Origin of the sequence: Enterobacter cloacae complex sp. AR_0002 (assembly GCF_001922365.1) — a bacterium.
Classification (GTDB): domain Bacteria; phylum Pseudomonadota; class Gammaproteobacteria; order Enterobacterales; family Enterobacteriaceae; genus Enterobacter; species Enterobacter hormaechei_C.
Genome location: NZ_CP018814.1, coordinates 1,012,841 through 1,036,087 on the forward strand (window position 1 = coordinate 1,012,841; position 23,247 = coordinate 1,036,087).

32 protein-coding genes are annotated in these 23,247 nt (G+C 53.8%); 27 read left to right on the forward strand and 5 right to left on the reverse strand.

Annotated elements, in window-relative coordinates; translation table 11 throughout:
* Positions 1–40 precede the first annotated feature (40 nt).
* The 10 genes from AM329_RS04995 to AM329_RS05040 all read left to right on the forward strand — a co-directional run bounded on the left by AM329_RS04995 (position 41) and on the right by AM329_RS05040 (position 4,808).
* Positions 41–1,108, forward strand: a complete 1,068-nt coding sequence (locus AM329_RS04995) for a phage major capsid protein, P2 family (protein WP_032609400.1) — start codon at positions 41–43, stop codon at positions 1,106–1,108.
* Positions 1,109–1,111: 3 nt separating this feature from the next.
* On the forward strand, positions 1,112–1,867 hold the full coding sequence (locus tag AM329_RS05000) for a terminase endonuclease subunit (RefSeq protein ID WP_038421123.1): 756 nt from the start codon (positions 1,112–1,114) through the stop codon (positions 1,865–1,867).
* Between the two features lie 99 nt (positions 1,868–1,966).
* The gene (locus tag AM329_RS05005; RefSeq protein WP_032609395.1) at positions 1,967–2,473 is read left to right on the forward strand and encodes a head completion/stabilization protein; all 507 of its coding nucleotides are present in this window, start codon (positions 1,967–1,969) and stop codon (positions 2,471–2,473) included.
* Complete coding sequence (locus AM329_RS05010; protein WP_032609394.1) at positions 2,473–2,676, forward strand: tail protein X; 204 nt, start codon at positions 2,473–2,475, stop codon at positions 2,674–2,676. The genes AM329_RS05005 and AM329_RS05010 overlap by 1 nt, the downstream gene beginning before the upstream one ends.
* Complete coding sequence (locus AM329_RS05015) at positions 2,667–2,888, forward strand: hypothetical protein (RefSeq protein WP_032609392.1); 222 nt, start codon at positions 2,667–2,669, stop codon at positions 2,886–2,888. Before AM329_RS05010 ends, AM329_RS05015 begins: the two co-directional genes overlap by 10 nt.
* Positions 2,872–3,381, forward strand: coding sequence for a lysozyme (locus AM329_RS05020; protein WP_032609391.1), 510 nt, complete (start codon positions 2,872–2,874; stop codon positions 3,379–3,381). Before AM329_RS05015 ends, AM329_RS05020 begins: the two co-directional genes overlap by 17 nt.
* Positions 3,378–3,803, forward strand: a complete 426-nt coding sequence (lysB, locus tag AM329_RS05025; RefSeq protein WP_038421124.1) for an Rz-like lysis system protein LysB — start codon at positions 3,378–3,380, stop codon at positions 3,801–3,803. The genes AM329_RS05020 and lysB overlap by 4 nt, the downstream gene beginning before the upstream one ends.
* Positions 3,691–3,936 carry an Rz1-like lysis system protein LysC gene (gene lysC / locus AM329_RS05030; protein WP_072163335.1) on the forward strand — a complete coding sequence of 82 codons (246 nt, stop codon included), beginning with the start codon at positions 3,691–3,693 and terminating at the stop codon, positions 3,934–3,936. The genes lysB and lysC overlap by 113 nt, the downstream gene beginning before the upstream one ends.
* Complete coding sequence (locus AM329_RS05035) at positions 3,899–4,366, forward strand: phage tail protein (protein WP_032609387.1); 468 nt, start codon at positions 3,899–3,901, stop codon at positions 4,364–4,366. The genes lysC and AM329_RS05035 overlap by 38 nt, the downstream gene beginning before the upstream one ends.
* The gene (locus AM329_RS05040) at positions 4,359–4,808 is read left to right on the forward strand and encodes a phage virion morphogenesis protein (protein WP_032609386.1); all 450 of its coding nucleotides are present in this window, start codon (positions 4,359–4,361) and stop codon (positions 4,806–4,808) included. Before AM329_RS05035 ends, AM329_RS05040 begins: the two co-directional genes overlap by 8 nt.
* 69 nt (positions 4,809–4,877) lie before the next feature.
* Here AM329_RS05040 and AM329_RS05045 read toward each other — a convergent pair whose 3' ends face one another.
* Positions 4,878–5,609, reverse strand: a complete 732-nt coding sequence (locus AM329_RS05045; protein ID WP_032609384.1) for a UPF0489 family protein — start codon at positions 5,607–5,609, stop codon at positions 4,878–4,880.
* Between the two features lie 131 nt (positions 5,610–5,740).
* Between AM329_RS05045 and AM329_RS05050 the strand changes: the two genes are divergently transcribed.
* Genes AM329_RS05050 through AM329_RS25415 form a run of 6 tightly spaced genes read left to right on the forward strand, consistent with a single transcriptional unit; the run spans position 5,741 to position 10,537 of the window.
* Positions 5,741–6,382: a phage baseplate assembly protein V gene (locus AM329_RS05050; RefSeq protein WP_032609382.1), complete on the forward strand. Its 642-nt coding sequence runs from the start codon at positions 5,741–5,743 to the stop codon at positions 6,380–6,382.
* Entirely contained in the window at positions 6,379–6,729 is a 351-nt protein-coding gene (locus tag AM329_RS05055) for a GPW/gp25 family protein (RefSeq protein WP_023338715.1), read from the forward strand. Before AM329_RS05050 ends, AM329_RS05055 begins: the two co-directional genes overlap by 4 nt.
* Positions 6,730–6,734: 5 nt before the next feature.
* Positions 6,735–7,643: a baseplate assembly protein gene (locus AM329_RS05060; RefSeq protein ID WP_032609381.1), complete on the forward strand. Its 909-nt coding sequence runs from the start codon at positions 6,735–6,737 to the stop codon at positions 7,641–7,643.
* The gene (locus AM329_RS05065) at positions 7,636–8,166 is read left to right on the forward strand and encodes a phage tail protein I (RefSeq protein ID WP_032609378.1); all 531 of its coding nucleotides are present in this window, start codon (positions 7,636–7,638) and stop codon (positions 8,164–8,166) included. Before AM329_RS05060 ends, AM329_RS05065 begins: the two co-directional genes overlap by 8 nt.
* Before the next feature lie 11 nt (positions 8,167–8,177).
* Positions 8,178–10,019 carry a phage tail protein gene (locus AM329_RS26065; RefSeq protein WP_225990815.1) on the forward strand — a complete coding sequence of 614 codons (1,842 nt, stop codon included), beginning with the start codon at positions 8,178–8,180 and terminating at the stop codon, positions 10,017–10,019.
* Between the two features lie 2 nt (positions 10,020–10,021).
* Positions 10,022–10,537 (forward strand): tail fiber assembly protein, encoded by a 516-nt coding sequence (locus AM329_RS25415; RefSeq protein WP_032609376.1) that lies wholly within the window; start codon positions 10,022–10,024, stop codon positions 10,535–10,537.
* Between the two features lie 24 nt (positions 10,538–10,561).
* On the opposite strand, the gene AM329_RS26245 is transcribed toward AM329_RS25415, so the two are convergent.
* The gene (locus AM329_RS26245) at positions 10,562–10,684 is read right to left on the reverse strand and encodes a hypothetical protein (RefSeq protein WP_254915563.1); all 123 of its coding nucleotides are present in this window, start codon (positions 10,682–10,684) and stop codon (positions 10,562–10,564) included.
* Between the two features lie 227 nt (positions 10,685–10,911).
* Between AM329_RS26245 and AM329_RS05080 the strand changes: the two genes are divergently transcribed.
* The 10 genes from AM329_RS05080 (at position 10,912) to AM329_RS05125 (ending at position 19,068) form a co-directional block, all read left to right on the forward strand.
* Positions 10,912–12,105, forward strand: a complete 1,194-nt coding sequence (locus tag AM329_RS05080; protein WP_032609374.1) for a phage tail sheath protein — start codon at positions 10,912–10,914, stop codon at positions 12,103–12,105.
* Positions 12,106–12,117: 12 nt separating this feature from the next.
* The gene (locus tag AM329_RS05085; RefSeq protein WP_032609372.1) at positions 12,118–12,636 is read left to right on the forward strand and encodes a phage major tail tube protein; all 519 of its coding nucleotides are present in this window, start codon (positions 12,118–12,120) and stop codon (positions 12,634–12,636) included.
* A 56-nt stretch (positions 12,637–12,692) separates the two neighbouring features.
* Positions 12,693–12,995 (forward strand): phage tail assembly protein, encoded by a 303-nt coding sequence (locus tag AM329_RS05090; RefSeq protein WP_032609371.1) that lies wholly within the window; start codon positions 12,693–12,695, stop codon positions 12,993–12,995.
* 32 nt (positions 12,996–13,027) lie between these two features.
* Positions 13,028–13,150 carry a GpE family phage tail protein gene (locus tag AM329_RS05095; RefSeq protein WP_032609370.1) on the forward strand — a complete coding sequence of 41 codons (123 nt, stop codon included), beginning with the start codon at positions 13,028–13,030 and terminating at the stop codon, positions 13,148–13,150.
* Entirely contained in the window at positions 13,140–15,587 is a 2,448-nt protein-coding gene (locus tag AM329_RS05100) for a phage tail tape measure protein (protein WP_032609369.1), read from the forward strand. The genes AM329_RS05095 and AM329_RS05100 overlap by 11 nt, the downstream gene beginning before the upstream one ends.
* Positions 15,588–15,599: 12 nt before the next feature.
* Entirely contained in the window at positions 15,600–16,064 is a 465-nt protein-coding gene (locus AM329_RS05105) for a phage tail protein (protein WP_032609367.1), read from the forward strand.
* The gene (locus tag AM329_RS05110; protein ID WP_032609366.1) at positions 16,061–17,230 is read left to right on the forward strand and encodes a phage late control D family protein; all 1,170 of its coding nucleotides are present in this window, start codon (positions 16,061–16,063) and stop codon (positions 17,228–17,230) included. Before AM329_RS05105 ends, AM329_RS05110 begins: the two co-directional genes overlap by 4 nt.
* A 76-nt stretch (positions 17,231–17,306) precedes the next feature.
* Positions 17,307–17,528 carry a DNA-binding transcriptional regulator gene (locus tag AM329_RS05115; protein WP_032609365.1) on the forward strand — a complete coding sequence of 74 codons (222 nt, stop codon included), beginning with the start codon at positions 17,307–17,309 and terminating at the stop codon, positions 17,526–17,528.
* A 116-nt stretch (positions 17,529–17,644) separates the two neighbouring features.
* Positions 17,645–18,535 (forward strand): hypothetical protein, encoded by an 891-nt coding sequence (locus AM329_RS05120; protein ID WP_032609364.1) that lies wholly within the window; start codon positions 17,645–17,647, stop codon positions 18,533–18,535.
* A gap of 56 nt (positions 18,536–18,591) precedes the next feature.
* Positions 18,592–19,068 carry a hypothetical protein gene (locus tag AM329_RS05125; RefSeq protein ID WP_032609363.1) on the forward strand — a complete coding sequence of 159 codons (477 nt, stop codon included), beginning with the start codon at positions 18,592–18,594 and terminating at the stop codon, positions 19,066–19,068.
* A gap of 143 nt (positions 19,069–19,211) precedes the next feature.
* Here AM329_RS05125 and AM329_RS05130 read toward each other — a convergent pair whose 3' ends face one another.
* Entirely contained in the window at positions 19,212–19,508 is a 297-nt protein-coding gene (locus tag AM329_RS05130; protein WP_003856755.1) for a YciI family protein, read from the reverse strand.
* Between the two features lie 221 nt (positions 19,509–19,729).
* On the opposite strand from AM329_RS05130, the gene tonB reads away from it, so the two are divergent.
* Positions 19,730–20,458 carry a TonB system transport protein TonB gene (tonB, locus tag AM329_RS05135; RefSeq protein WP_017384230.1) on the forward strand — a complete coding sequence of 243 codons (729 nt, stop codon included), beginning with the start codon at positions 19,730–19,732 and terminating at the stop codon, positions 20,456–20,458.
* A gap of 38 nt (positions 20,459–20,496) precedes the next feature.
* Here tonB and yciA read toward each other — a convergent pair whose 3' ends face one another.
* Both yciA and AM329_RS05145 read right to left on the reverse strand, forming a co-directional pair.
* Positions 20,497–20,892 (reverse strand): acyl-CoA thioester hydrolase YciA, encoded by a 396-nt coding sequence (gene yciA, locus AM329_RS05140; protein ID WP_023314256.1) that lies wholly within the window; start codon positions 20,890–20,892, stop codon positions 20,497–20,499.
* 98 nt (positions 20,893–20,990) lie between these two features.
* Entirely contained in the window at positions 20,991–23,177 is a 2,187-nt protein-coding gene (locus tag AM329_RS05145) for a TonB-dependent siderophore receptor (RefSeq protein ID WP_032609360.1), read from the reverse strand.
* Positions 23,178–23,247: the final 70 nt, after the last annotated feature.

Here is a 23,247-nt window from a genome sequence, read left to right on the forward strand (position 1 = left end):
GCTGCCCGGCCTGAACCCTTTTACCCGAACAGGAAAAACCATGCGTAAAGATACCCGCTTCAAATTTAATGCCTACCTGTCCCGCGTCGCGGAGCTGAACGGTATTTCCACCGATGACGTGGATAAGAAATTCACCGTCGAGCCGTCGGTCACGCAAACCCTGATGACGACCCTGCAGATGTCATCCGCGTTTCTGACCAAAATCAACATCGTGCCGGTCGACGAGCTGAAAGGCGAAAAAGTCGGGGTTGGCGTTAACGGTACGATTGCGAGCACTGCCGACACCGCCGGTGATGATGAGCGTAAGACCGCTGATTTCACCGCGCTGGAGTCATTCAAATACGAGTGTGACCAGATTAACTTCGATTTCCATATCCGCTATAAACAGCTCGACCTGTGGGCGCGATTCCAGGACTTCCAGACCCGTATCCGTGACGCCATCATTAAACGTCAGTCGCTGGATTTCATCATGGCCGGTTTCAACGGCATCGAGCGCGCGGCGACGTCCAACCGTAAAAAATATCCACTGCTGCAGGACGTGGCGATCGGCTGGCTGCAGAAGTACCGCAATGAAGCGCCAGCGCGCGTGATGTCCAAAATCACCGACGAGGACGGCAAGGTTATTTCCGACGTGATCCGCGTGGGCAAAAACGGCGACTATGCGAACCTCGACGCGCTGGTCATGGATGCCACCGGCAACCTGATTGACGAGATTTATCAGGATGACCCGGAGCTGGTTGTCATCACCGGCCGTAAGCTGATGGCGGATAAGTATTTCCCTATCGTCAACAAAGAGCAGGAAAACACCGAGTCGCTGGCCGCTGACATCATCATCAGCCAGAAGCGTATCGGCAACCTGCCAGCCGTGCGCGTGCCTTACTTCCCTGCAAATGCCCTGATGGTGACGCGTCTCGACAACCTGTCTATCTACTTCATGGATGACGCGCACCGTCGCAGCATCATCGAGAACCCGAAAAAAGACCGCATCGAAAACTACGAGTCAATGAATGTTGACTATGTGGTCGAGGCTTACGCCGCCGGTTGCCTGATTGAAAACATCAAGCTCGGTGACTTCACTGCACCTGCAGCGCCGGAAAGCGGGGAGTAAGCCATGACGAGTCCCGCAGCGCGTCACATGATGCGGGTCTCGGCCTCTGAAACAGCGCGGCGGGCTGCTGTCCCGCTGCGCAATGCAACTGCCTATGAGCAGATGCTCGTTAAGCTGGCCGCAGACAACCGCACGCTAAAACAAATCAGCTCCAAAGAGCGCAAAGCCGCGAAAAAGCGCGAGCTGCTGCCGTTCTATCTGCCGTGGGTCGCTGGCGTACTCGAAAACGGCAAAGGCGCGCAGGATGACATCGTTATGACGGTGATGCTCTGGCGTCTCGATGCTGACGATATCGCCGGGGCGCTGGAAATCGCCCGTTACGCCATGACCTACGGCCTCACCATGCCGGTCGGTCGCCGTCCGACGCCGTGCCTGCTGGCCGAAGAAGTGGCACTGGCCGCGCAGCGCCTGCTCACGGCAAAACAGCCGGTCAGTCTGGCGAACCTGCTCGACACTATCGCGCTGACTGAACGCGCGGATATGCCCGATATCGTGCGTGCGAAGCTGCACAAAATCACCGGCTACGTGCTGCGTGACGCGGAGCAACTGCCCGAGGCACTGGCGCACCTGCAGCGTGCGATCCAGTTAGAAAGCACTATCGGGGTGAAAAAGGATATTGAGCAGCTAGAGCGCCAGCTCAGGCCAAAACCCGAACCGGCACCAAAAACCAAAACGACTCAACCGCGCACGCGCAAAACTGCCGCTAAACCGGCGGCACGGCGCGGGCGTCCACCAAAAGCGGCAAAAGCCGCTGGTTAACCGAGCGCTCCCCGAGCCGGGCGGCACGCCGGTCAATGCGGGTATCAATTGCCCTGACTGCGACCGGCGTCCACCGCCCATCCATTACCCGAGGTTGTCATGAAGACGCTGATTATTGAGCCAAAAAAAGAGCCGCAGGATGTGCCGGGCGTGGTGATACCGCCACCGGGCGTGAGCGAGCCGGTAATCAAAAACACCCCGTTTTTTCCTGATGTTGATCCGAAGCGCGTGCGGGAAGAAATGCGTTTAGAGCAGACCGTTTCCCCCGTGCGCCTGCGCCGGGCGATTAAGACCGCGATCGCGGAGACTAACGCGGAGCTGAGCGACTGGCGCGAAATTCAGCTCGATGCCGGTTACGCCACGCTGGCGGATGTCCCGACCGACAAGCTCGACGGCGAGAGCGTGCGCGTTTTCCACTATTTCAACGCCGTGTGCTCGATGACGACGGCCACGCTTTATGAGCGTTTTCGCGGCGTGGATGCGACTGCCAAAGGCGACAAAAAGGCCGACAGCATCGACAGCACTATCGATGAAATGTGGCGGGATATGCGCTGGTCTGTGGCGCGCATCCAGGACAAAGCGCGCTGCATTGTGGGGCAAATCTGATGAAAGCCTACGCGCTGCAGGGCGACACCCTCGACGCAATTTGCGCCCGGTACTACGGGCGCACCGTGGGCGTGGTCGAAACTGTCTTAGAGGCAAATCCCGGCCTGTCTGAGCTCGGCGTCATCCTCCCGCACGGCACGCTAATTGAGCTGCCCGAGACCGACAGCGCGGCCAGAACCGAAACGGTGAATCTATGGGACTGAGTATGGAAAAAATCACCACGTTTATCGCCTACTGGCTGGCCGTGGGGCTGGCGTATGTCGGGGCAATGTCCCCCGAAAAGATGGCGCTTTACGTGGGCGGCGGATGCGCCATTTTTACCGCGCTGACGAACTACTGGTTTAAGCGCAAGACGTACCTCTATCTGATATCGCTCGGACTCGATAAAGGGGCTATTCGTGAAATCAATCGTTAAAAAATGCAGTGTGGCCGCCGTGCTGGCGCTGGCAGCACTGATGCCTGACTTTCGTCTGCTTAACACCTCGCCCGGGGGGCTGGCGCTGATTGCCGACCTCGAAGGTTGTCGCCTGACGCCTTACCAGTGCAGCGCGGGAGTGTGGACGTCGGGCATCGGCCACACTGCAGGCGTCGTGCCGAAAGGGGAAATCACCGAGCGGCAGGCGGCGGCGAACCTCGTCGCGGATGTGCTGAACGTCGAGAAACGTCTGGCGGTCTGCGCGCCGGTGAAAATGCCGCAGCACGTTTACGACGCGCTGGTCAGTTTCTCATTCAACGTGGGAACCGGCGCGGCCTGCCGGTCGACGCTGGTCTCGTATATCAAACGCCAGCAATGGCCGCAGGCGTGCGACCAGCTCACCCGCTGGGTTTACGTGAATGGCGAAATTAACAAGGGGCTGGAAAACCGTCGCGCGCGCGAGCGTGCCTACTGCCTCAGGGGGATTGAATGAAAGTGATGTTGTTTTTACTGGCCGCGCTTATTGCGGTTGTGCTCTGGCAGCGTCATGAAAACGGCAACCTGACGCGCTCGTTTGAACGGGCAAACAGGGTCGCTACGGAACAAAAAACCGCGATCGGAATGCTGAAAAATCAGCTTTCCGTTTCGCAGGGTATTGCCAGGCGAAATGAAACCGCGCAGGTCAGTTTACGCGGCGAACTGCTGGCCGCCGGTGCGATGGCCGTGCGGCGTGAAGAAACCATTACGAGGCTGATAAATGAGAATGAAACCCTACGCCGCTGGTATAGCGCTGAGCTGCCTGATGTTGTGCGTCGGCTGCACACCCGCACCGCCTGCGCCTCCGCCGGTCATTGTTTACAGCGCCTGCCCGAAGGTGAGCTATTGCCCGATGCCGGGAAGCGACCCGGCCACTAATGGCGACCTGAGCGCCGATATTCGCAGGCTTGAGCACGCGCTCGCCGCGTGCGCGCTGCAGGTTGAAACCGTCAAAGACTGTCAGGATAAACTCGATGAAGAAAGCACGCAGCCTGCGCGAAGCGCTGATTAAAGCCGTCCCGCAGCTTGAAACAAATCCCGAAATGATGCGCATATTTGCCGATGAGGGGAATATCGATGCGCGTCTCGCGGCCACCCTGTCGCATGAGAAAATTTACACCCTGAATGTGATCGTGTGTGACTTTGTGGGCGACCCTGACCTGATTTTCGTGCCGGTGGCCGCATGGCTCAGGGAAAACCAGCCGGATATCTGCACGCTCGATGACGGGCGCAAAAAGGGCTACCGTTTCCAGATGGATTTAAACGACGGGGACAGCGTCGATATCAGCATCAGCCTGCAGCTCACCGAGCGCACCCTCATCAAAGAGGAAAACGGCGCGCTGCACGTAAGCTATGCCCCTGAGCCGCCGCTGCCGGAGCCCGTCGCCCGGCCAAAGGAGCTCTATATCAACGGCGAACTGGTGAGCAAATGGGATGAGTGAATTTAAGCCCTTTGACGACCGGCTCAATGGTCTGATTGCTGCCCTGTCACCGGCAGCGCGCCGCAAGCTGGCCGGGGAGATTGCAAAGGAGCTGCGCAAGTCGCAACAGCAACGCATCAAGCTGCAGAAAGCCCCGGACGGCTCACCGTATCAGGCGCGAAAACGTCAGCCGCTCAGGGCAAAAAACGGGCGGATAAAACGGGCGATGTTCCAGAAACTCCGCACAAGCCGGTACATGAAAGCCACTGGTCACGAAAACAGCGCGATGGTTGAATTCACCAGCAAAGTGCAGCGTATTGCTCGGGTGCATAATTACGGCCTAAAAGACCGGCCAAACCGCAATAGTCGGGATGTGCAGTACGAGGCGCGCCCACTCCTCGGTATTCCCTATGACGATACCAAGATGATTGAAATTGTTATAATAAAGAATCTAAGTACTTAATTGCTTTAAATTATAACAGGAACTGGGGTGTGGCCAGTTCCTGTAAATAGATGACTATTTCGAAGGGGGTTAAAGTATGAAGTTTAACCCTAGCTCTGTTTTTGCAATTTGTAATACGCTTTCTGAATTGCTCCAATTACCATTTTGATCACCACAACACTCAGGGCTTAGGCATATAGTCATGCAGGTTATTTTTTTTGTTTTCATGCCTTCGTTCAAAATTTTGAATAGATTCTGGATGAACTTGGTGTCGATAAACCTAAAATATTTCTCGTCCTTGTCAGTAAAGAAGTAATCAAGATCAATGTTGATAATGATTTTTTCATGGTTGTTAATAGCACTTTCTAAAGCTTCCAAGAGTTCGTAAGGCTCAACGTTTTCGAAGCAGTGCTGGAAAGGGTTGTTAGGATATGTGCCGTCTTTATGGGTTGCAAAGTATATGGCAGCGATGTGATTTTGTAGTGCGCTGTCAGAAATGAAGTAAGAAAGGTAATTATCCCATCGAATTAAAGGCGAGTTTTGGTTGTTAGATTTGACTGTTAGGCCTAGGTAATCCTTAAGAGAGTTTAAATTAAAAACGCCCGGAAATTGTGCAGCGTAAGGCCCATGCAAAGGAAAAGTGTCATAGTGCCTGTCAATATGGAACAAAGCAATATCCTGATTCGGCTTTAAGTGCTGCATCCAGCACCAAAGAGCAGTTCGGTGGTTATCGCTAATGTATATACCATTTTCTTCTACTAAGAAATTTACATTGAATGCACCGGAGGTGCTTTTTTGATTTAAAGGAATCAGCCAATTCATATTAACTCCACATTCTAGATATTTTCAAAGGAAATTCCAACACAAAGGTAAAGCGTCACTGCGAGTTGTGCTGGCCGTGATAGAGAGTGACGAATTAGAAAACATACGATGTTAACTTCACAATAGTGCTCATGAATACACTGAACAGTCTACAAGAAATCGCACGCGCGATCCGCAACCTTATCCGCACCGGCATCGTGACCGACGTCGACCACGACGAGGGGCTTTGTCGTATCCAGACCGGCGGTATGGAAACCACCTGGCTGAACTGGCTAACCTGCCGCGCCGGTCGCTCGCGCGTATGGTGGGCTCCATCCGTTGGCGAGCAGGTGCTTTTGCTGGCGATCGGCGGCGAGCTCGATACGGCATTTGCGCTGCCCGGTATTTTCTCTGATGACCATCCCGCGCCGTCTGCCTCCCCTGATGCACTTCATGTTTCCTTTCCTGACGGGGCGGTTATTGAGTACGAGCCCGAAAACGGCGCGCTCACTGTGTCAGGCATCAAAACCGCAGACGTCACCGCGTCTGAGTCCATCACGGCCACTGTGCCACTGGTACTGGTGAAAGCCTCGACCCGCATCACGCTCGATACGCCGGAGGTGGTGTGCACCAACAAGCTGACGACCGGCACGCTCGAAGTGAAGAACGGCGGGAAGATGAGCGGGAATATCGAGCACACCGGCGGGACACTGAAATCAAACGGCGTGCAGGTGGATAACCACGCGCACGGCGGCGTCGAACGGGGCGGAAGCTGGACGGAGGGCATCAAATGACGGTGCGTTATCTGGGAATGAACAGCCAGACCGGCCTCAGTATCTCTGAGGTTGAGCATATCCGGCAAAGCGTGCGCGACATTCTGGTCACACCGGTTGGGTCGCGCGTCATGCGTCGTGAATACGGCTCGCTTCTGTCGCAAATGATTGACCAGCCGCAGACCCCGGCGCTGCGCCTGCAGATTATGGCCGCGTGCTATTCCGCGATCCAGAAGTGGGAGCCCCGCGTAAATCTCTCGACCATCACCTTTGAACGGTCGGAGACCGACGGTGGGCTGTATGTCGACATCACCGGCACCCGCTCCACCGGCGGCCAGCCTTTTTCACTCACCATTCCACTGAGTTAAACGCTATGGCAATTGTTGACCTGAGCCAGCTCGCCGCGCCTGACGTCGTGGAAGAACTGGACTATGAAACCATCCTGAGCGAGCGAAAGGCTACGCTCGTCTCGCTTTATCCCGAGGAACAACAGGAGGCCGTTGCGCGCACGCTGATGCTTGAATCAGAGCCGATTGTTAAGCTGCTGGAAGAAAACGCCTACCGGGAAGTAATCTGGCGACAGCGCGTCAACGAGGCCGCGCGCGCGGCCATGCTGGCCTACGCCACTGGCGCAGACCTCGACCAAATAGGCGCAAATTACAACGTCAAGCGCCTTGTTATCATGCCTGCAGACGACACCACGTTACCGCCAACGCCTGCCGTGATGGAGTCGGACACAGACTATCGTCTGCGCATTCAACAGGCATTTGAGGGGCTGAGTACCGCAGGCTCTGTCGGCTCATATCAGTTTCATGGCCGCAGCGCTGACGGGCGTGTCGCCGATATTTCGGTCATCAGTCCCGCGCCTGCGTGTGTCACGGTCACGGTGCTGTCACGCGAAAATAACGGGATAGCTTCTGACGAGCTGCTCGCCATCGTGCGCACCGCGCTGAACGATGAGGACGTCAGGCCGGTCGCTGACCGCGTGACCGTGCAGTCGGCGAACATTGTCGACTATAAAATCACCGCATCGCTTTACCTTTATCCCGGTCCCGAAAGTGAGCCGGTACTCAGTGCGGCAAAAGCAAAGCTGCAGGCGTATATCACCGCGCAGCACCGGCTCGGGCGTGATATCCGCAAATCTGCAATTTATGCCGCGCTCCACGTCGAGGGGGTACAGCGCGTTGAGCTGGCCGCGCCGGTGGCCGACATCGTGCTCGATGACACGCAGGCGTCATGGTGCACCGAGTACAGCGTGACCATCGGGGGCAACGATGAATAATACCCGACTGTTGCCGGTGGGCTCGTCGCCGCTTGAGGTGGCGGCGGCGCGCGCCTGCGCTGAAATCGAAAATACTCCCGTCCCCCTGCGCCGACTCTGGAGTCCTGACGACTGCCCGGCAAATCTGCTGCCATGGCTGGCGTGGGCGTTTTCCGTTGACCGCTGGGATGAGAGCTGGCCGGAGGCTACAAAAAGGGACGTGATCCGCGCGGCGTGGTACATCCACGCACACAAGGGGACGATTGGCGCAGTGCGCCGCGTGGTGGAGCCGCTCGGCTATCTGATTAACGTCTCTGAGTGGTGGCAAACAAACGACCCACCCGGCACGTTTCGCCTCGATATCGGCGTGTTAGAGACGGGCATCACCGAGGAAATGTACTACGAAATGGAGCGGCTTATTGCCGATGCAAAGCCAGCCAGCCGCCATTTAATCGGCCTCAATATTATTCAGGACATTCCCGGCTATCTGTACACCGGTGCCCTGAGCTATGACGGTGACATCATCACGGTTTACCCCGGATAAGTGAGAGCACAATGACAGTGAAATACAAAACGGTCATCACCAAAGCCGGTGCGGAAAAACTCGCGGCGGCGACCGTCCCGAACGGGAAAAAGGTGAATTTTACGGCGATGGCCGTGGGTGACGGTGGCGGCACGCTGCCGGTGCCAGACCCTAACCAGACAAAGCTTGTCAAAGAGGTCTGGCGTCACACACTGAACAAAATCAGCCAGGACAGGAAAAATAAAAATTATGTCGTGGCAGAACTGCTTATCCCGCCTGAAACCGGCGGTTTCTGGATGCGCGAGCTCGGGCTCTATGATGACACCGGCACGCTGATTGCAGTCGGTAACATGGCCGAAAGCTACAAGCCAGCGCTGGCAGAGGGCTCAGGCCGCGCGCAGACCGTTCGAATGGTCATCATGGTGAGCGACATCGAGTCAGTCGAGCTGACCATTGACACCTCAACGGTGATGGCTACGCAGGACTACGTTGACGACAAGCTCGCGGAGCATGAGCAGTCCCGCCGCCATCCTGACGCCACCCTCACTGCAAAGGGTTTCACTCAGCTAAGCAGTGCGACCGACAGCACGTCTGAGGCGCTCGCAGCGACGCCGAAAGCGGTTAAGGCGGCGTATGACCTTGCCAAAGGGAAATACACGGCTCAGGACGCCACCACGGCGCAAAAGGGCATCGTCCAGCTCAGTAGCGAGACCGACAGCACGTCTGAGGCACTGGCTGCGACACCGAAAGCCGTTAAAGCCGCAAATGACAATGCCGCTGCAGCAAATAAAAATGCCAGTGAGCGAGTCAGTAAATCTGGCGACAGCATGACCGGAACGTTAAATCAGGACTCAGTAGCGCAGGCAACCTATAACCTGACGGCACTTTCCAACGCTGTTACAGGTAATAAAAATTATCTGCGTAAAATGCGCGGTGGCGGGACGGATACTATCTGGCATGAAACCGTTCAGGGTGGCGAGTATCGTCTGGCGACAGGGAGCACTGATGCACAGGAAGAGCTGGCAATAAGTACCAGCGCCGGTGTCAGAACGCGAGGGAATTTCACCTCGCAAACTGGCGGGTTTTATTCAGGAAACGCCAAAAAGTTTTCCTTTGTTTCTTCAAATACTTCTGACAAAAATGCCACCTTGCGCCTTTGGGGGAATGCTGACCGGCCAACAGTAGTTGAATTGGGGGACGACACCGGCTATCACCTTTATTCTCAGCGAAGTAAAGATGGTTCGTTACAATTTCAGTATAACGGCGCAGGGCTATTTAGCGGTTATTTACGCGCAGGCGGGGAAGTGCAATCAAGTTCGGCCAATAGTTACCGCATAGCATATGGCGCTTTTGGGACGTTCTGGCGAAATGATGGCGGAAGCCTTTATTTGATGCTGACAAACAAAGATGACCCGTGGGGGAATTACAACGCCCTGAGACCTTTCCGGGTAAGTCTCAATAACGGTGAAGTAATAATCAGCAAACTCAATTTATCTGACTTCGGATATTTTGATGCGCGTTATTATACTAAAGCACAATCTGATGCGGGCTATATGCCCAAGACTGGCGCATACACAAAAGCCGAGTCTGACGGGCGTTTCCAGCCGAAAGGGAATTACACCCCTGCAGGTCAGGCGTATACAAAAGCAGAGTCGGATGCGCGTTATGGGGTGGTAAATGGTATTCGCCGTGGTGGTCAACAAATCAGAAACCCGACTGATGCGTGGTTTGGCAACTGGGAGTCACCTGCCGGTTGCGTAGTGACGGGTATTCAAATGGACGGCAGAAGTGATGGCCGAAAACTAGGGGTATATTTCCGTCAAATGCAGTACCTGAACAAGCAAACTGGCGCATGGGTTAACATTGGGGATTAAATATGGATACGTTTATTAATCCAGTTATTTATAAATACGAACACATTGAAGTAAGCGGAATAATGCGTACCGGACTTTATTTTCATGATGAGCATGGCCGGGACTGGTACGAAACTTTAACCGGCTGGAAAGGTGCTGTTTCTCTGGATGATGACGGGATTGTCGTGGCTTACGAGCAGGATGTTTCGTATATGGGGATGGAAGAAGGCCGCAATGTCTATGAGGTCGACCCCCTGAGTGTGCCGGTAGATGTGTTAGGGAATTACAAATATGTGGATGGTATTTTTTACGATATCCGCCCTGATGCGACGACGCTTGCCGAACAAACCCGAAAACAGCTCATTGAAGATGCGGGGCTGATAATTTCAGTCCTGCAGGGCGCAGTCGATGAGTCGATGGCTACTGATGCTGAAAAGGCCAGCCTATCAGCGTGGAAGAAATACCGGGTTTTACTTTACAGAGTTGATACCAGTAAGCCCGAAGAAATTGAATGGCCTGAGCTACCACCGAAGAATTAATAAAAAAACCCGCGTTAAGCGGGTTTAATCGTAGGGGCATTCTTCATAGTCTTTTTCAGTTTCATCACCGGCAAACAGCCTGAGCCAGCAAAAGCCAAAGAGGCACCATGCAGCCAGACCACCACCAACCCAGAGTAATATCGTCATTCTCGCTCCCTCGTTAATGGCGAAACGATAGCGACAATATCCCTTCATTGATAATGGTTATCAGCGATCAATTCCAGGAGATTGATCGCTGAAAACGATCAATCACCATTTCCGCACGCTTCACCGGTTCACTGCGCGTTGTACTGTCCCCCCTCCAACGGCATTACGTTTCTTGCACCTCGCGCACAACAGAAAATAGTCGCACCCCTAACAACGGAGTTAAACGGATGAGCGACTATCATCACGGCGTCGAGGTCATCGAGATTAACGATGGCACGCGCACCATTTCCACCGTCTCGACGGCCATCATCGGCATGGTCTGCACGGCCAGCGATGCTGACGATTTAACATTCCCGCTTAATGAGCCGGTGCTGATTACCAGCGTGCAAAACGCTATAGGTAAAGCCGGTAAACTTGGCACCCTGTCAAAATCCCTGCAGGCCATCGCCGACCAGTGCAAGCCGGTCGTTGTGGTTGTACGCGTTGCCGAAGGTATCGACGACCCGGATGACCCGGAAGCGGCACAGAAAGAAACCATTTCCAACATCATCGGCACGACCGACGAAAACGGGAAATACACCGGTCTTAAGGCGTTGCTGGCCGCGCAAACCGTCACCGGCGTCAAGCCGCGCATTCTCGGCGTGCCGGGGCTGGATTCTCTGGAAGTGGCGACCGCGCTCGCGGCAACCTGTCAGAGCCTGCGCGCGTTTGGTTACATTAGCGCATGGGGCTGCAAGACCATTTCTGACGCCATCAAATACCGTGAGAATTTCAGTCAGCGCGAGCTGATGGTCATTCACCCTGATTTTCTCGCATGGGACACCACGGCGAACGAAACCGACATTGCATGGGCGACCGCCCGCGCGCTCGGCCTGCGCGCCAAAATCGACCAGGAAACCGGCTGGCACAAAACGCTCTCTAACGTCGGCGTGAATGGCGTCACCGGCGTCAGTACCTCGGTCTCATGGGATTTGCAGGAGAAGGGAACTGACGCGAACCTGCTGAATCAGGCCGGGGTGACAACGCTCATCCGTAACGACGGCTTTAAATTCTGGGGCAACCGTACCTGCTCAGATGACCCGCTTTTCCTGTTTGAAAACTACACCCGCACGGCACAGGTGCTGGCCGACACGATGGCTGAGGCGCACGCGTGGGCGATTGATAAACCCGTTACCGCAACGCTTATCCGCGACATTGTCGCCGGTATCAATGCGAAATTCCGCGAGCTGAAAAACAACGGCTATATCGTTGACGGTACGTGCTGGTACGACCCGGAGTCGAACAGCGTGGAAACCCTGAAAGCCGGGAAGCTGTATATCGATTACGACTACACCCCCGTCCCTCCGCTGGAAAACCTGACCCTGCGCCAGCGCATCACCGATACCTATCTGGCAGACCTGTCAGACTCGGTCAACAGCTAAGGAGCTCAGAGCATGGCGTTACCACGCAAACTGAAATACCTGAACATGTTTAACGACGGTCTCAGCTATATGGGCGTCGTTGAATCCGTCACCCTGCCAAAGCTGACCCGTAAGCTTGAGAAATACCGCGGCGGCGGGATGCCGGGCTCGGTGTCGGTTGACCTCGGCCTCGACGACGACGCGCTGTCGCTTGAGTGGACGCTGGGCGGCCTGCCCGACGTCGAGCTGTGGGCGCAGTACGCGTCACCGGGTGCCGACAGCGTGCCGCTGCGCTTCACCGGCTCATTCCAGCGCGATGACACCGGCGCTATTTCCGCTGTTGAGGTGGTCATGCGTGGCCGTCACAAAGAGTACGACGGCGGCGAAAACAAGCAGGGCGAAAGCGGTACGACCAAAATCGCGACCGAGTGCTCGTATTACCAGCTCACGATTGACGGCAAAGAGGTCATCGAGATTGACGTCATCAACATGGTGATGAAAGTCGACGGCGTCGACCGTCTGGCGGAACACCGTAAGGCGATTGGCCTGTAACCCCTTAACCGGTCAGTCAGGCTGGCCGGTCACTTAACTTTGACGAGAGCAACATCATGGAAAACATCAACGAAATCAACGAAACCGAAAACTCAAACATTGTGATCCTCGATAACCCCGTCATGCGCGGTGAGCAGAAAATCGAACAGGTGACCGTTACAAAACCCAACGCGGGAACCCTGCGCGGTGTGAGTCTGGCCTCGCTGGCAAACTCTGACGTTGACGCACTGATTAAAGTGCTGCCGCGTATGACGTACCCGGCGCTCACCGAGCATGAGGTCATGCGTCTGGAAGCGTCAGACCTGATTTTGTTCGCCGGTAAGGTGGTTGGTTTTTTGTCACCATCTTCGGCTCGCTGACATTCCCGGATAACCTTTCGGTCGATGACCTGATGGCGGATATCGCGGTGATTTTTCACTGGCCGCCATCAGAGCTCTATTCCCTGAGCGTGACCGAGCTCATCACATGGCGCGAAAAGGCGCTGCAGCGAAGCGGACACCACTATGAGCAATAACGTCAGGATTGAGGTACTGCTGAACGCAGTAGACCGGGCAAGCCGACCGCTCAAAGCTATCCAGAACGCCAGTAAATCACTTGCTGGCGATATCCGCACTTCTCAAAACAGCCTGCGCGATCTGAATGCGCAGGCTGGCCGAATTGACGGATTCAGGAAAGCGAGCGCACAGCTTGCCGTGACCGGCCAGTCGCTTAACAGGGCGAAACAGGAAGCCGCCGCGCTGGCCGTTCAGTTTAAAAACACGCTGAACCCGACTACCGCGCAGGCGCGCGCGATGGAGGCGGCGAAGAAATCCGCCGCTGAACTGCAGCTCAAATACAACAGCCTCAGGCAGTCGGTGCAGCGCCAGCGCACCGAGCTCGCGCGGGCTGGTATTAATACCCGTACCCTGTCGGCGGATGAGCGCCGCCTGAAAACCAGCATCAGTGAGACGACCGCGCAGCTCAACCGGCAGCGCGGGGCACTGGCGCGGGTCAGTCAACAGCAGGCGCGACTGAGTCGCATTAAAGAGCGTTATCAGGCCGGTAAATCCATTGCCGGAGGCGCTGCAGCGGCAGGCGCGGCGGGCGTCGGTACCGCCACGGCGGGAACGATGGCCGGAGTAAAATTACTCACGCCCGGTTATGACTTTGCACAGAAAAACTCTGAGCTGCAGGCCGTGCTCGGGGGCGAAAAACAGTCGCCCGAAATGGAGGCGCTGCGCAAACAGGCGCGCCAGCTCGGGGACAATACCGCTGCGTCTGCAGACGATGCGGCGAGCGCGCAGATTATCATTGCGAAAAGCGGCGGGGATGCCGCAGCGATTCAGGCGGCGACGCCGGTCACGCTGAATATGGCGCTGTCTAACCGTCGCTCGATGGAAGAAAACGCCGCGCTGCTGACGGGTATGAAATCCGCGTTTCAGATGTCAAACGACCAGATCGCACACATTGGCGACGTGCTGTCGATGACGATGAACAAAACGGCCGCTGACTTTGACGGGCTGAGCGACGCGCTGACGTATGCTGCGCCGGTGGCAAAAAATGCCGGGGTCAGTATCGAGCAGACCGCCGCAATGGTTGGCGCGCTCCATGACGCCAAAATCACCGGCTCGATGGCGGGAACGGGCAGCCGTGCCGTCCTGAGTCGCCTGCAGGCTCCGACCGGTAAGGCATACGAGGCCATCAAAGAGCTCGGCGTTAAAACGTCTGACAGCAAGGGCAACACGCGCCCGATATTTGCCATTCTGAAAGAAATGCAGCGCAGTTTTGAGAAAAACAATCTCGGAACAAGCCAGCGCGGCGAATACATGAAAACCATCTTTGGTGAGGAAGCCAGCTCGGCGGCGGCGGTACTGATGACCGCTGCCTCAAGCGGTAAGCTCGATCAGCTCACGGCGGCGTTTAAAGCCTCGGACGGCAAAACCGCTGAGCTGGTCAAAATCATGCAGAACAACCTCGGCGGCGACTTTAAAGAATTTCAGTCAGCCTATGAGGCCGTTGGTACTGACCTGTTTGACCAGCAGGAGGGGTCACTGCGTAAGCTCACCCAGACTGCCACGAAATATGTGTTAAAGCTCGACGGCTGGATCACCAATAACAAAACACTTGCGTCAACAATCGGCATCATAGCAGGCGGCGCACTGGCAATTATTGGCATCCTCGGGGCAATTGGTCTGGTCACCTGGCCGGTCATTACCGGCATTAATATTTTGATTGCCGGTGCATCACTGCTGGGGACGGTTTTCTCTGCGGTGGGCGGTGCCATCATGACCGTGCTCGGGGCGCTTACCTGGCCGATTGTGGCTGTTGGCGTTGCCATCATCGCCGGTGCGCTGCTCATCCGCAAATACTGGGAACCAATAAGCGCATTTTTCTCAGGCGTAATGGAGGGGATAAAGCAGGCTTTTGCCCCTGTAGTGGAGTTATTCGAACCGTTAAAGCCGGTTTTCGACTGGCTGGGTGAAAAACTCAAAGCGGCGTGGCAGTGGTTTAAAGACCTGATCGCACCGGTTAAATCGACGCAGGAGACGCTCGACAACTGCAAAAATGCGGGTGTGATGTTCGGTAAGATGCTGGCCGAAGCGCTGATGTTACCGCTCAAAAGCTTTAATACATTGGGTACCGGCGTTAACTGGTTACTGGAAAAGCTCGGGGTCATCAAAAAGGAGTCGGGCGAGCTCGACCAGACGGCCGCAAAAGCCAACGCCGCCACCGGCTCGCAAAAGGGGTCTTATATTCCGGCCACCTCGGCATATGGAGGATATCAGGCCTATCAGCCAGTAACGGCTCCTACCGGAAAGACTTACGTCGACCAGAGCAAGCCAGAATATAACATCAACCTGAATGGTGGCATTGCGCCGGGCAGCGACCTTGACCGGCAACTCCGCGAGGCTGTCGATAAACTCGACCGGGAAAACCGTGCGCGTCAGCGCTCAAGTATGCGTCATGACTGAGGGGGATAAAGCATGTTAATGGTTTTAGGTTTGTTTGTGTTTGAGCGCCGCACGCTGCCCTATCAGTCTATGCAGTATTCGAAGGATTACCGCTGGGCGTCAAACGACCGTATCGGAAAGCCACCGGCTTACCAGTATCTCGGGGAAGGGGAAACCACGCGCACGCTGTCGGGTGTCCTCTATCCCGAAATTACCGGCGGGCGTCTATCACTGACCGCCATCGAGCTGATGGCCGACGAGGGGCGCGCGTGGCCGCTGATTGACGGGACGGGCATGATCCACGGCATGTATGTTATCGACAAAGTGACGCACACCCACACTGAGCTATTCAGTGACGGTGCTGCCAGAAAAATCGAGTTTAGCCTGTCCCTTAAACGGGTCGATGAATCGCTGGCGGCCATTTACGGCGACCTTAAAACGCAGGCCGACAATCTGGTCACGTCTGCCGGTGAATGGCTGGGAGGGCTGGCAGGATGATTACGGGAATGAATATTCAGGCCGGGGCGAAGATAGCCCCGGCGTTTATGCTCAAGCTGGATAACGAGGATATCACGCAGGATTTCAGTGACCGCCTTATCAGCCTGACCATGACCGACAATCGCGGATTCGAGGCCGACCAGCTCGATATCGAGCTCGATGACACTGACTGCCAGGTAGCAATGCCGCCGCGCGGCGCAACATTGACGCTGTGGTTAGGCTGGCAGGATTCCGCGCTGATAAAAAAAGGGACGTTCACGGTCGACGAAATCGAGCACAGGGGCGCGCCTGATACGCTGACCATCCGGGGACGCAGCGCCGATTTTCGCGGGTCGCTGAACTCGCGCCGGGAACAGTCATGGCATGACACCACGCTCGGGCAAATTGTCGAGACGATTGCGGCACGCAATAAGCTGACGGCCAGCGTGGCAGACACGCTGAAAGCCGTCGCCGTGCCTCACATTGACCAGTCGCAGGAATCCGACGCGGTATTTCTGTCCCGCCTGGCTGACCGGAACGGGGCGGCGGTTTCGGTAAAAGCGGGGAAACTGCTATTCCTGAAAGCCGGGGGCGGTAAGACGGCCAGCGGAAAACCTATTCCGCAGATGACGCTTGAGCGCGGCGACGGCGATCGTCATCAGTTTGCCATTGCTGACCGGGAAGCCTACACCGGCGTGACGGCAAAATGGCTGCACACCAAAGACCCCAAGCCGCAAAAGCAAAAGGTTAAGCTCAAAAGGAAGCCCAAAGAGAAGCACCTCCGCGCGCTGCAGCATCCGAAAGCAACCAAAGCCCCGGCAAAGACTAAAGCCAAAAAAGAGCAGGAAGCGCGCGAGGGTGAGTACATGGCCGGTGAGGCTGACAACGTGCTGGAGCTTACAACCATCTACGCGACAAAGGCGCAGGCCATGCGCGCCGCTCAGGCAAAGTGGGACAAGCTGCAGCGAGGCGTGGCGGAGTTTTCAATCTCGCTTGCGATTGGCCGTGCAGATTTGTTTCCTGAAACGCCAATCGCGGTGAAAGGCTTTAAGCGCGTCATAGACGATCAGGCGTGGATAATCAGCCGGGTGGTGCATAACCTCAACGGGAGCGGCTATACGACGGGCTTAGAGCTTGAGGTTAAGGTTTCGGATGTGGAGTACGAAAGCGAAGAATTAACGCAATGACATACACTTAACTGTTTGTTATATAATGATAAAATGAGTAAAATTAACGCATCGGAAATTAAATGAGGTGCTCGCCATGTTTCACTGTCCAAAATGCCATTTCGCCGCTCACGCCCGCACAAGTCGCTATTTTACTGACACGACCAAAGAGCGGTATCACCAGTGCACAAACATCAACTGCAGCGCGACGTTTGTGACCACTGAGACGGTTGAGCGCTTTATCGTTTCGCCGGGGGAGGTGGTGCCAGTGTCGCCGCATCCAACAACGTCAGGTCAGCAATCAATCAACTGGATGTAATTACGATGAGCCTTTTGAATAAAGGCTTATTGTTTTTATTATTAAATAGTAGTAGTTTTGCTATAAAAGTTGAGGAATCAATTCATACCGAAACCAATTGTCAGAGATAGATAATCATGTCAATTTATTATGATCTTCCTGAAGATCAAAAAACAATAACTAAAAATGATTTAACCACTCGGCCAACTGAATTTCAGATTGAAGTTATGCGCACATGGTTTTTTCAAAGATATCAAGATCCTGTTCATGAGTGTCCATATATCAGCGATGAAGGTGGATACCTATTTATTTATGGGGGGCCCTACGATGCAAGAGAAGAGTTATTTGGAGAGTTTACTAATATAATACCCGACGAAGTAATTGAAATGTTGGCAGATGAATTGGATAATGAAGGTATAGAATGGTCTGGCATATCAAAACCAGAAGATTTTGATGATGATTATTTCTTCGATACATCAGGTAGTACAATTGATCCATATAAAGATTTCCTTGGTTCAATTAATAACCTCCGAGCAATGATGTCACTAAATATTCATGATGAAACACAAAAGCAAACTTACTTGACTATGCTTTTTATTAATTCCATAACTATTATGGAAGTTTTTTTATCCGAGTATTTTATAGGGCGAATTGAAACTGATAAATGTTACCTCAGACGGTTTATTGAAACAAATAAAGATTTCACAAAGGAAAAGTTTTCGTTATCAGAAATTTTTTCTAAAATGGATGAGATTGAAAAATTCGCAAAAGAATATTTGATGGGGTTGCTATGGCATAACTTGCCTAAGATTCGAGCGATATACAAACATTCTCTTAATATAGAATTTCCTGAGTCACTGGAGAATCTTATTAAAGCAACGCATATTCGACATGATTTAGTCCATAGAGCTGGCAAGACTTCGGAAGGAAAAAAAATTTCTCTTTGCATGAATGACATAGATGTATTACTAGATGAACTTGAAGCATTTGCATCACACATAGAGAAAAATAATTTCCCGGAATTTTAATTGTGCTATATCACAGGTTGATGTGGATGTTTTTATGTTTATTTTTAAGGTGAAACATGGATAATAGGGTATTAACTTTTTTTAGCGCTAGTGACATATTTGATCATATGGTTACCCGGCAATTAAGTCATATAAAATCTAATTGGGAATTAACTTGGGATGATATAGAAGAACAATTTGAAGTAGAGGAAAATAGTTATGCCTCTACATTAAATGATTTATTGATCGAACTAAGTTTGCTTGAACCTCCTAGAGCTTACCATGATAATGAGGATCAACTTGCAGAATACTGCAAAGAAAATCTTAATTGGCCAATTTATAAAGAAGGACGATTTTGGCGCGGTATGGAGTATGTTTCTATTTTGGAACAAGGAGGCTTTGACGATGAAGATCAAAAAAACTTGTGCCTGTCCGTTGCCGGGAGATTAGAAGCTGCATTGGTGCGAGAACAACTCCATTTTGATGAGATGGAAGAATCTCACCAGAAAATATTAGCTGACGTTATGGCGATCATTCTTTACCACCGTAGTTAATGTGTAAATCGAAGAAATTAAGGAAGCCCCGTTTCGTAGGGCTTCCTATACGATGTGGTCAACATGTGGACGTAACCTGAAATAAATCCTTTTATTTCATTGTGTTGAATCGTTTAAAAAAGCTCCCGAGGGAGCCTTTCGTTTCAGAATACTTTTTTATACGGACGAACCGTGACTTTCTCGTACACGCCGGCTGCGACGTACGGGTCTGCTTCTGCCCAAGCCTGCGCGGCTTCAAGAGATTCAAACTCGGCAATCACCGTGGAGCCGGTAAAACCCGCCGCGCCCGGATCGTTGCTGTCAACGGCAGGCATCGGGCCTGCGGTCAGCAACCGACCTTCATCCTGTAGCAACTGTAAACGCGCCAGATGGGCAGGGCGAACGGAAAGACGTTTTTCCAGAGAATCAGGTACATCTTCAGCGTAAATCACGTAAAGCACGGCAAAGCTCCTTAACCGGTAAAAGTGACAATTACGTTATGTGAAAGCACAAATGACTGCAATGTAAAGATAATAACAATGTTAAAACCCTGATCTGGATGCCCCTTTTTTGCCCTCATGTACGCTTAAATTGCGCCAGGACAAAGTGTCTTATTGAATATGATTGCTATTTGCATTTAAAATCAAGGTTCGGTTTTTTAACGTTGATGATTATGACTTCGATGACCCTTGATTTACCTCGCCGCTTTCCATGGCCGACGCTGCTTTCCGTCGTTATTCACGGTGCTGTCGTGGCGGGTCTGCTCTATACCTCGGTTCATCAGGTTATTGAAATGCCGGCGCCAGCGCAGCCAATTTCTGTGACCATGGTATCGCCTGCGGATCTTGAGCCGCCGCAGGTTGCGCCGCCGCCGCCACAGCCCGTTGTTGAACCCGAGCCGGAGCCAGAGCCCGAGCCGGTTCCTGAACCGCCGAAAGAAGCGCCGGTGGTGATCCATAAGCCGGAGCCGAAACCTAAGCCGAAGCCAAAACCCAAGCCGGTCAAAAAGGTTGAAGAACGTCCGAAACGCGAAGTGCGTCCGGTTGAGCCACGCGCCACGCAGCCGGTTGAAAATGCCGCCCCGTCACGTCCGCTGATGAATAACACCACGACCGCGACAAAACCGACGGTAACGGCGCCAGCAGGCCCGCGCGCGCTGAGCCGTAACCAGCCGCAGTACCCGGCACGTGCTCAGGCGTTACGTATTGAAGGGCGTGTACGGGTGAAATTCGACGTTACGGCCGATGGACGTGTCGATAACGTGGAAATCCTGTCCGCACAGCCGGCGAATATGTTTGAACGTGAAGTTAAATCGGCCATGCGCAGGTGGCGCTATGAAGCCGGTAAACCCGGCAATGGGTTGATTGTGAACATTGTCTTCCGCCTGAACGGCGGGGCACAGATGGAATAAAAGAAGCCTCCGCAAGGAGGCTTTTTTTTACCTGAGGATCAGCTCCGTGGAAGCTGGCGGGGCTTACCGTCGCTATCCACCGCCACATAGATGAACAATGCCTCCGTCGCCTTATAGCGCTGACCAATCGGTTCAGAAGAGACTTTTTTCACCCAGACTTCAATGTTGATGGAGACAGACGTAGTGCCGCGTTTTACGCAGCGTGCATAACAGCACACCACGTCCCCCACCGCGACAGGACGCAGGAAGGTCATGCCATCGACCCGGACGGTTACCACGCGCCCGTGTGCAATCTCTTTTGCCAGGATTGCACCGCCCATATCCATCTGCGACATCAACCAGCCGCCAAAAATATCGCCATTGGCATTCGTATCCGCAGGCATTGCCAGTGTGCGTAAAACCAGTTCGCCCTGTGGGGCGTCATTTGTTGTCATTGTTTTTAAACTCGTAACTGAAGACTTCAGGCGGGATGCTACTATGATTTCTGGCTGGAGAGAATAGGGTTAGCGCCCGCAGAGCAGGCGCCTTAGGGTCAGAAGGACAGGGTCACGCCTGCGTAATACGCACGGCCTGGTTCGTTATAGGTCGATGCACCGTCATTTTCACGGTAAATCTGCTTGTCAAAGAGGTTGCTGATGCCGGCATTCAGGCGCAGGTTTTTGGTCAGCTGATAGTTACTGCCGATACCCACGATGGAATACGCGCCGATCTCTCTGTTGGACATCGCATTTTCCTCTTTGCGGATTTCAGCGTTTTCTCTGGGCTTCTGGCGGCCGTACATCGTCCAGCTTACGTTGGCTGAAAGCTTGCTGTTAACCTCCCAGTCCAGCATGGTGTTGACGGTATATTTGGGGATAATCGACAACGGATTACCGGTGTCTTTACTTTTAGACTGAATCATATACGTCGCATTAGTACGCCAGGTTAGCGTGTCGCGAATAACAGGGACGGTGAGGTTGCCTTCCAGCCCTTCAACAACGGCCTTTCCTCCGTTCTGCCACTGAAGGATATTTGCGCCGCTGCTTGTCTGGCCCAGCACATCCGTTCCTGAAACGATCTTGTTTTTGTAATCGTTGCGGAACCAGGTTATGCCAGCCTCGTAGCCTTCCAGCGCAAAGGCCAGGCCAATCTCTTTGTTCACGCTGATTTCAGGATCCAGATCCGGGTTGCCTAACAAATAACAGCTTCCTTCGGAAACGTTGTTCGGGCAGCCATTGCCGCGGGTGGAAAGCAGATAGCCTTCGCTGGATTGATACAGGTTTGGCGCTTTAAATACCCGAGCGATACCCGCTTTAACCTTGAACATGTCACCCAAATCCTGAGAGACGTTCAGGCTAGGGCTCCAGTTGCTGCCGAACTGATTGTGATAATCAAAGCGGATCCCTGGGATCAGGTTGGTGCCCTGACGCGCTTCAATATTGTCCTCAAGATAGATGCCGGTGAGGTCAGCGCTGTTTTTGCTGTTGCGCTCAGAAGCCGTGCCGGGAACGCCGTTAATCACTTCTCCCGACACATTTGTCGCCTGCATTGAGGCCGGATCGTTCAGTTCATCACGGTTCCATTCTGCACCCACGGTTAGCGTCTGTTCGACCAGCCAGAAGAAAGGAATGTTCAGCTCACCCGTTGAACGGTATGACTCCAGCCGGCTGGTATCGTATTTATCGCTATTGATCATCCCCTCAACTTTGCCCGTAGAGCCTTCTTCCAGGCGGGTGTTGTTGGTCTTTTCATAATAGACACCGAACTTTGACTGACCCCAGTCCCAGATGCCGTTGTGCGTAATGCCATAAGACTGGCGGTACATTCGGTTGGTTTCGTGTCCATACAGGGACGACACCAGACCGTCAGGGCTGACGTTGCTGTTGCTGTATTGAGTATCACCCGCGTAGATATTGCCCTGGCGGCTGTAGCTGTAGTCGAAATCGATAATCTGCTGTGGCGTGAGTTTCCAGGAGAGCAGGGCATTGATGTCCTTGTTGCGCACGCCTTCACGTCCGGCGGCGTAAGAGCCATTTTGCGCGGTGTTGATGTCCTGAGCATCTGCGTCAGTTTTATTGATATTCCCGTACAGGCGCATCGTTAACGCATCGCCCGCAAGAGGGCCGCTCAGATCAAAATTAGCGCGTTTCGTCGCCCCCTCTTTATCATTTTCAGGCTGGTTAGTGTACAGGGAGAGCGAGCCGTGCCAGTCGTTGGTCGGGCGTTTGGTAATGATGTTGACGACGCCGCCGGCCGCCCCCGAACCATAGCGGGCGGCAGCAGGTCCCCGGAGCACTTCAATGCGCTCAACCATCTCTGGCGGAACCCAGTTAGTATCCCCGCGGGTGTCGCGCTCCCCGCGCCAGCTGTAGCGCACCGAGTTACGTGACGTCACCGGCACACCATCAATCAGAATCAGCGTGTTCTCCGGCCCCATACCGCGGATATCGATCTGGCGGTTGTTGCCGCGGCTGCCTGTCGCGCTGTTTCCGGTGAGGTTAACCCCGGGCATTTTGCGAATAATTTCTGAAAGATCGTTAACCGGTGGATCCTTTTCTATGTCCTTTGCCGTGATGATGGAAACCCCCGGCTGTTGCTTCAGCGCCTCTTCAGCGGTGGCCTGAACAACCATTGTTTCACCATCGGCGAGAGGATCTTCCGCTGCGTGCGCGCTCTGGTATAGCGTTGAAAGAATGGCGAGCGTAAGTGTAGCCGGGGCAAATCTTATTATATTATTCATCAACTCATTTCCATTTGTTAAAAATGCGATGACGAATATTAATGATAGTCATTCTCATTACAATCAAATG

Coding starts and splice junctions, on each gene's coding strand:
- AM329_RS04995 (WP_032609400.1), top strand. CDS start 41: ATGCGTAAAGATACCCGCTTCAAATTTAATGCCTACCTGTCCCGCGTC.
- AM329_RS05000 (WP_038421123.1), top strand. CDS start 1,112: ATGACGAGTCCCGCAGCGCGTCACATGATGCGGGTCTCGGCCTCTGAA.
- AM329_RS05005 (WP_032609395.1), top strand. CDS start 1,967: ATGAAGACGCTGATTATTGAGCCAAAAAAAGAGCCGCAGGATGTGCCG.
- AM329_RS05010 (WP_032609394.1), top strand. CDS start 2,473: ATGAAAGCCTACGCGCTGCAGGGCGACACCCTCGACGCAATTTGCGCC.
- AM329_RS05015 (WP_032609392.1), top strand. CDS start 2,667: ATGGGACTGAGTATGGAAAAAATCACCACGTTTATCGCCTACTGGCTG.
- lysB (WP_038421124.1), top strand. CDS start 3,378: ATGAAAGTGATGTTGTTTTTACTGGCCGCGCTTATTGCGGTTGTGCTC.
- lysC (WP_072163335.1), top strand. CDS start 3,691: ATGTTGTGCGTCGGCTGCACACCCGCACCGCCTGCGCCTCCGCCGGTC.
- AM329_RS05035 (WP_032609387.1), top strand. CDS start 3,899: ATGAAGAAAGCACGCAGCCTGCGCGAAGCGCTGATTAAAGCCGTCCCG.
- AM329_RS05040 (WP_032609386.1), top strand. CDS start 4,359: ATGAGTGAATTTAAGCCCTTTGACGACCGGCTCAATGGTCTGATTGCT.
- AM329_RS05045 (WP_032609384.1), bottom strand. CDS start 5,609: ATGAATTGGCTGATTCCTTTAAATCAAAAAAGCACCTCCGGTGCATTC.
- AM329_RS05050 (WP_032609382.1), top strand. CDS start 5,741: ATGAATACACTGAACAGTCTACAAGAAATCGCACGCGCGATCCGCAAC.
- AM329_RS05055 (WP_023338715.1), top strand. CDS start 6,379: ATGACGGTGCGTTATCTGGGAATGAACAGCCAGACCGGCCTCAGTATC.
- AM329_RS05060 (WP_032609381.1), top strand. CDS start 6,735: ATGGCAATTGTTGACCTGAGCCAGCTCGCCGCGCCTGACGTCGTGGAA.
- AM329_RS05065 (WP_032609378.1), top strand. CDS start 7,636: ATGAATAATACCCGACTGTTGCCGGTGGGCTCGTCGCCGCTTGAGGTG.
- AM329_RS26065 (WP_225990815.1), top strand. CDS start 8,178: ATGACAGTGAAATACAAAACGGTCATCACCAAAGCCGGTGCGGAAAAA.
- AM329_RS25415 (WP_032609376.1), top strand. CDS start 10,022: ATGGATACGTTTATTAATCCAGTTATTTATAAATACGAACACATTGAA.
- AM329_RS26245 (WP_254915563.1), bottom strand. CDS start 10,684: ATGACGATATTACTCTGGGTTGGTGGTGGTCTGGCTGCATGGTGCCTC.
- AM329_RS05080 (WP_032609374.1), top strand. CDS start 10,912: ATGAGCGACTATCATCACGGCGTCGAGGTCATCGAGATTAACGATGGC.
- AM329_RS05085 (WP_032609372.1), top strand. CDS start 12,118: ATGGCGTTACCACGCAAACTGAAATACCTGAACATGTTTAACGACGGT.
- AM329_RS05090 (WP_032609371.1), top strand. CDS start 12,693: ATGGAAAACATCAACGAAATCAACGAAACCGAAAACTCAAACATTGTG.
- AM329_RS05095 (WP_032609370.1), top strand. CDS start 13,028: ATGGCGGATATCGCGGTGATTTTTCACTGGCCGCCATCAGAGCTCTAT.
- AM329_RS05100 (WP_032609369.1), top strand. CDS start 13,140: ATGAGCAATAACGTCAGGATTGAGGTACTGCTGAACGCAGTAGACCGG.
- AM329_RS05105 (WP_032609367.1), top strand. CDS start 15,600: ATGTTAATGGTTTTAGGTTTGTTTGTGTTTGAGCGCCGCACGCTGCCC.
- AM329_RS05110 (WP_032609366.1), top strand. CDS start 16,061: ATGATTACGGGAATGAATATTCAGGCCGGGGCGAAGATAGCCCCGGCG.
- AM329_RS05115 (WP_032609365.1), top strand. CDS start 17,307: ATGTTTCACTGTCCAAAATGCCATTTCGCCGCTCACGCCCGCACAAGT.
- AM329_RS05120 (WP_032609364.1), top strand. CDS start 17,645: ATGTCAATTTATTATGATCTTCCTGAAGATCAAAAAACAATAACTAAA.
- AM329_RS05125 (WP_032609363.1), top strand. CDS start 18,592: ATGGATAATAGGGTATTAACTTTTTTTAGCGCTAGTGACATATTTGAT.
- tonB (WP_017384230.1), top strand. CDS start 19,730: ATGACCCTTGATTTACCTCGCCGCTTTCCATGGCCGACGCTGCTTTCC.
- yciA (WP_023314256.1), bottom strand. CDS start 20,892: ATGACAACAAATGACGCCCCACAGGGCGAACTGGTTTTACGCACACTG.
- AM329_RS05145 (WP_032609360.1), bottom strand. CDS start 23,177: ATGAATAATATAATAAGATTTGCCCCGGCTACACTTACGCTCGCCATT.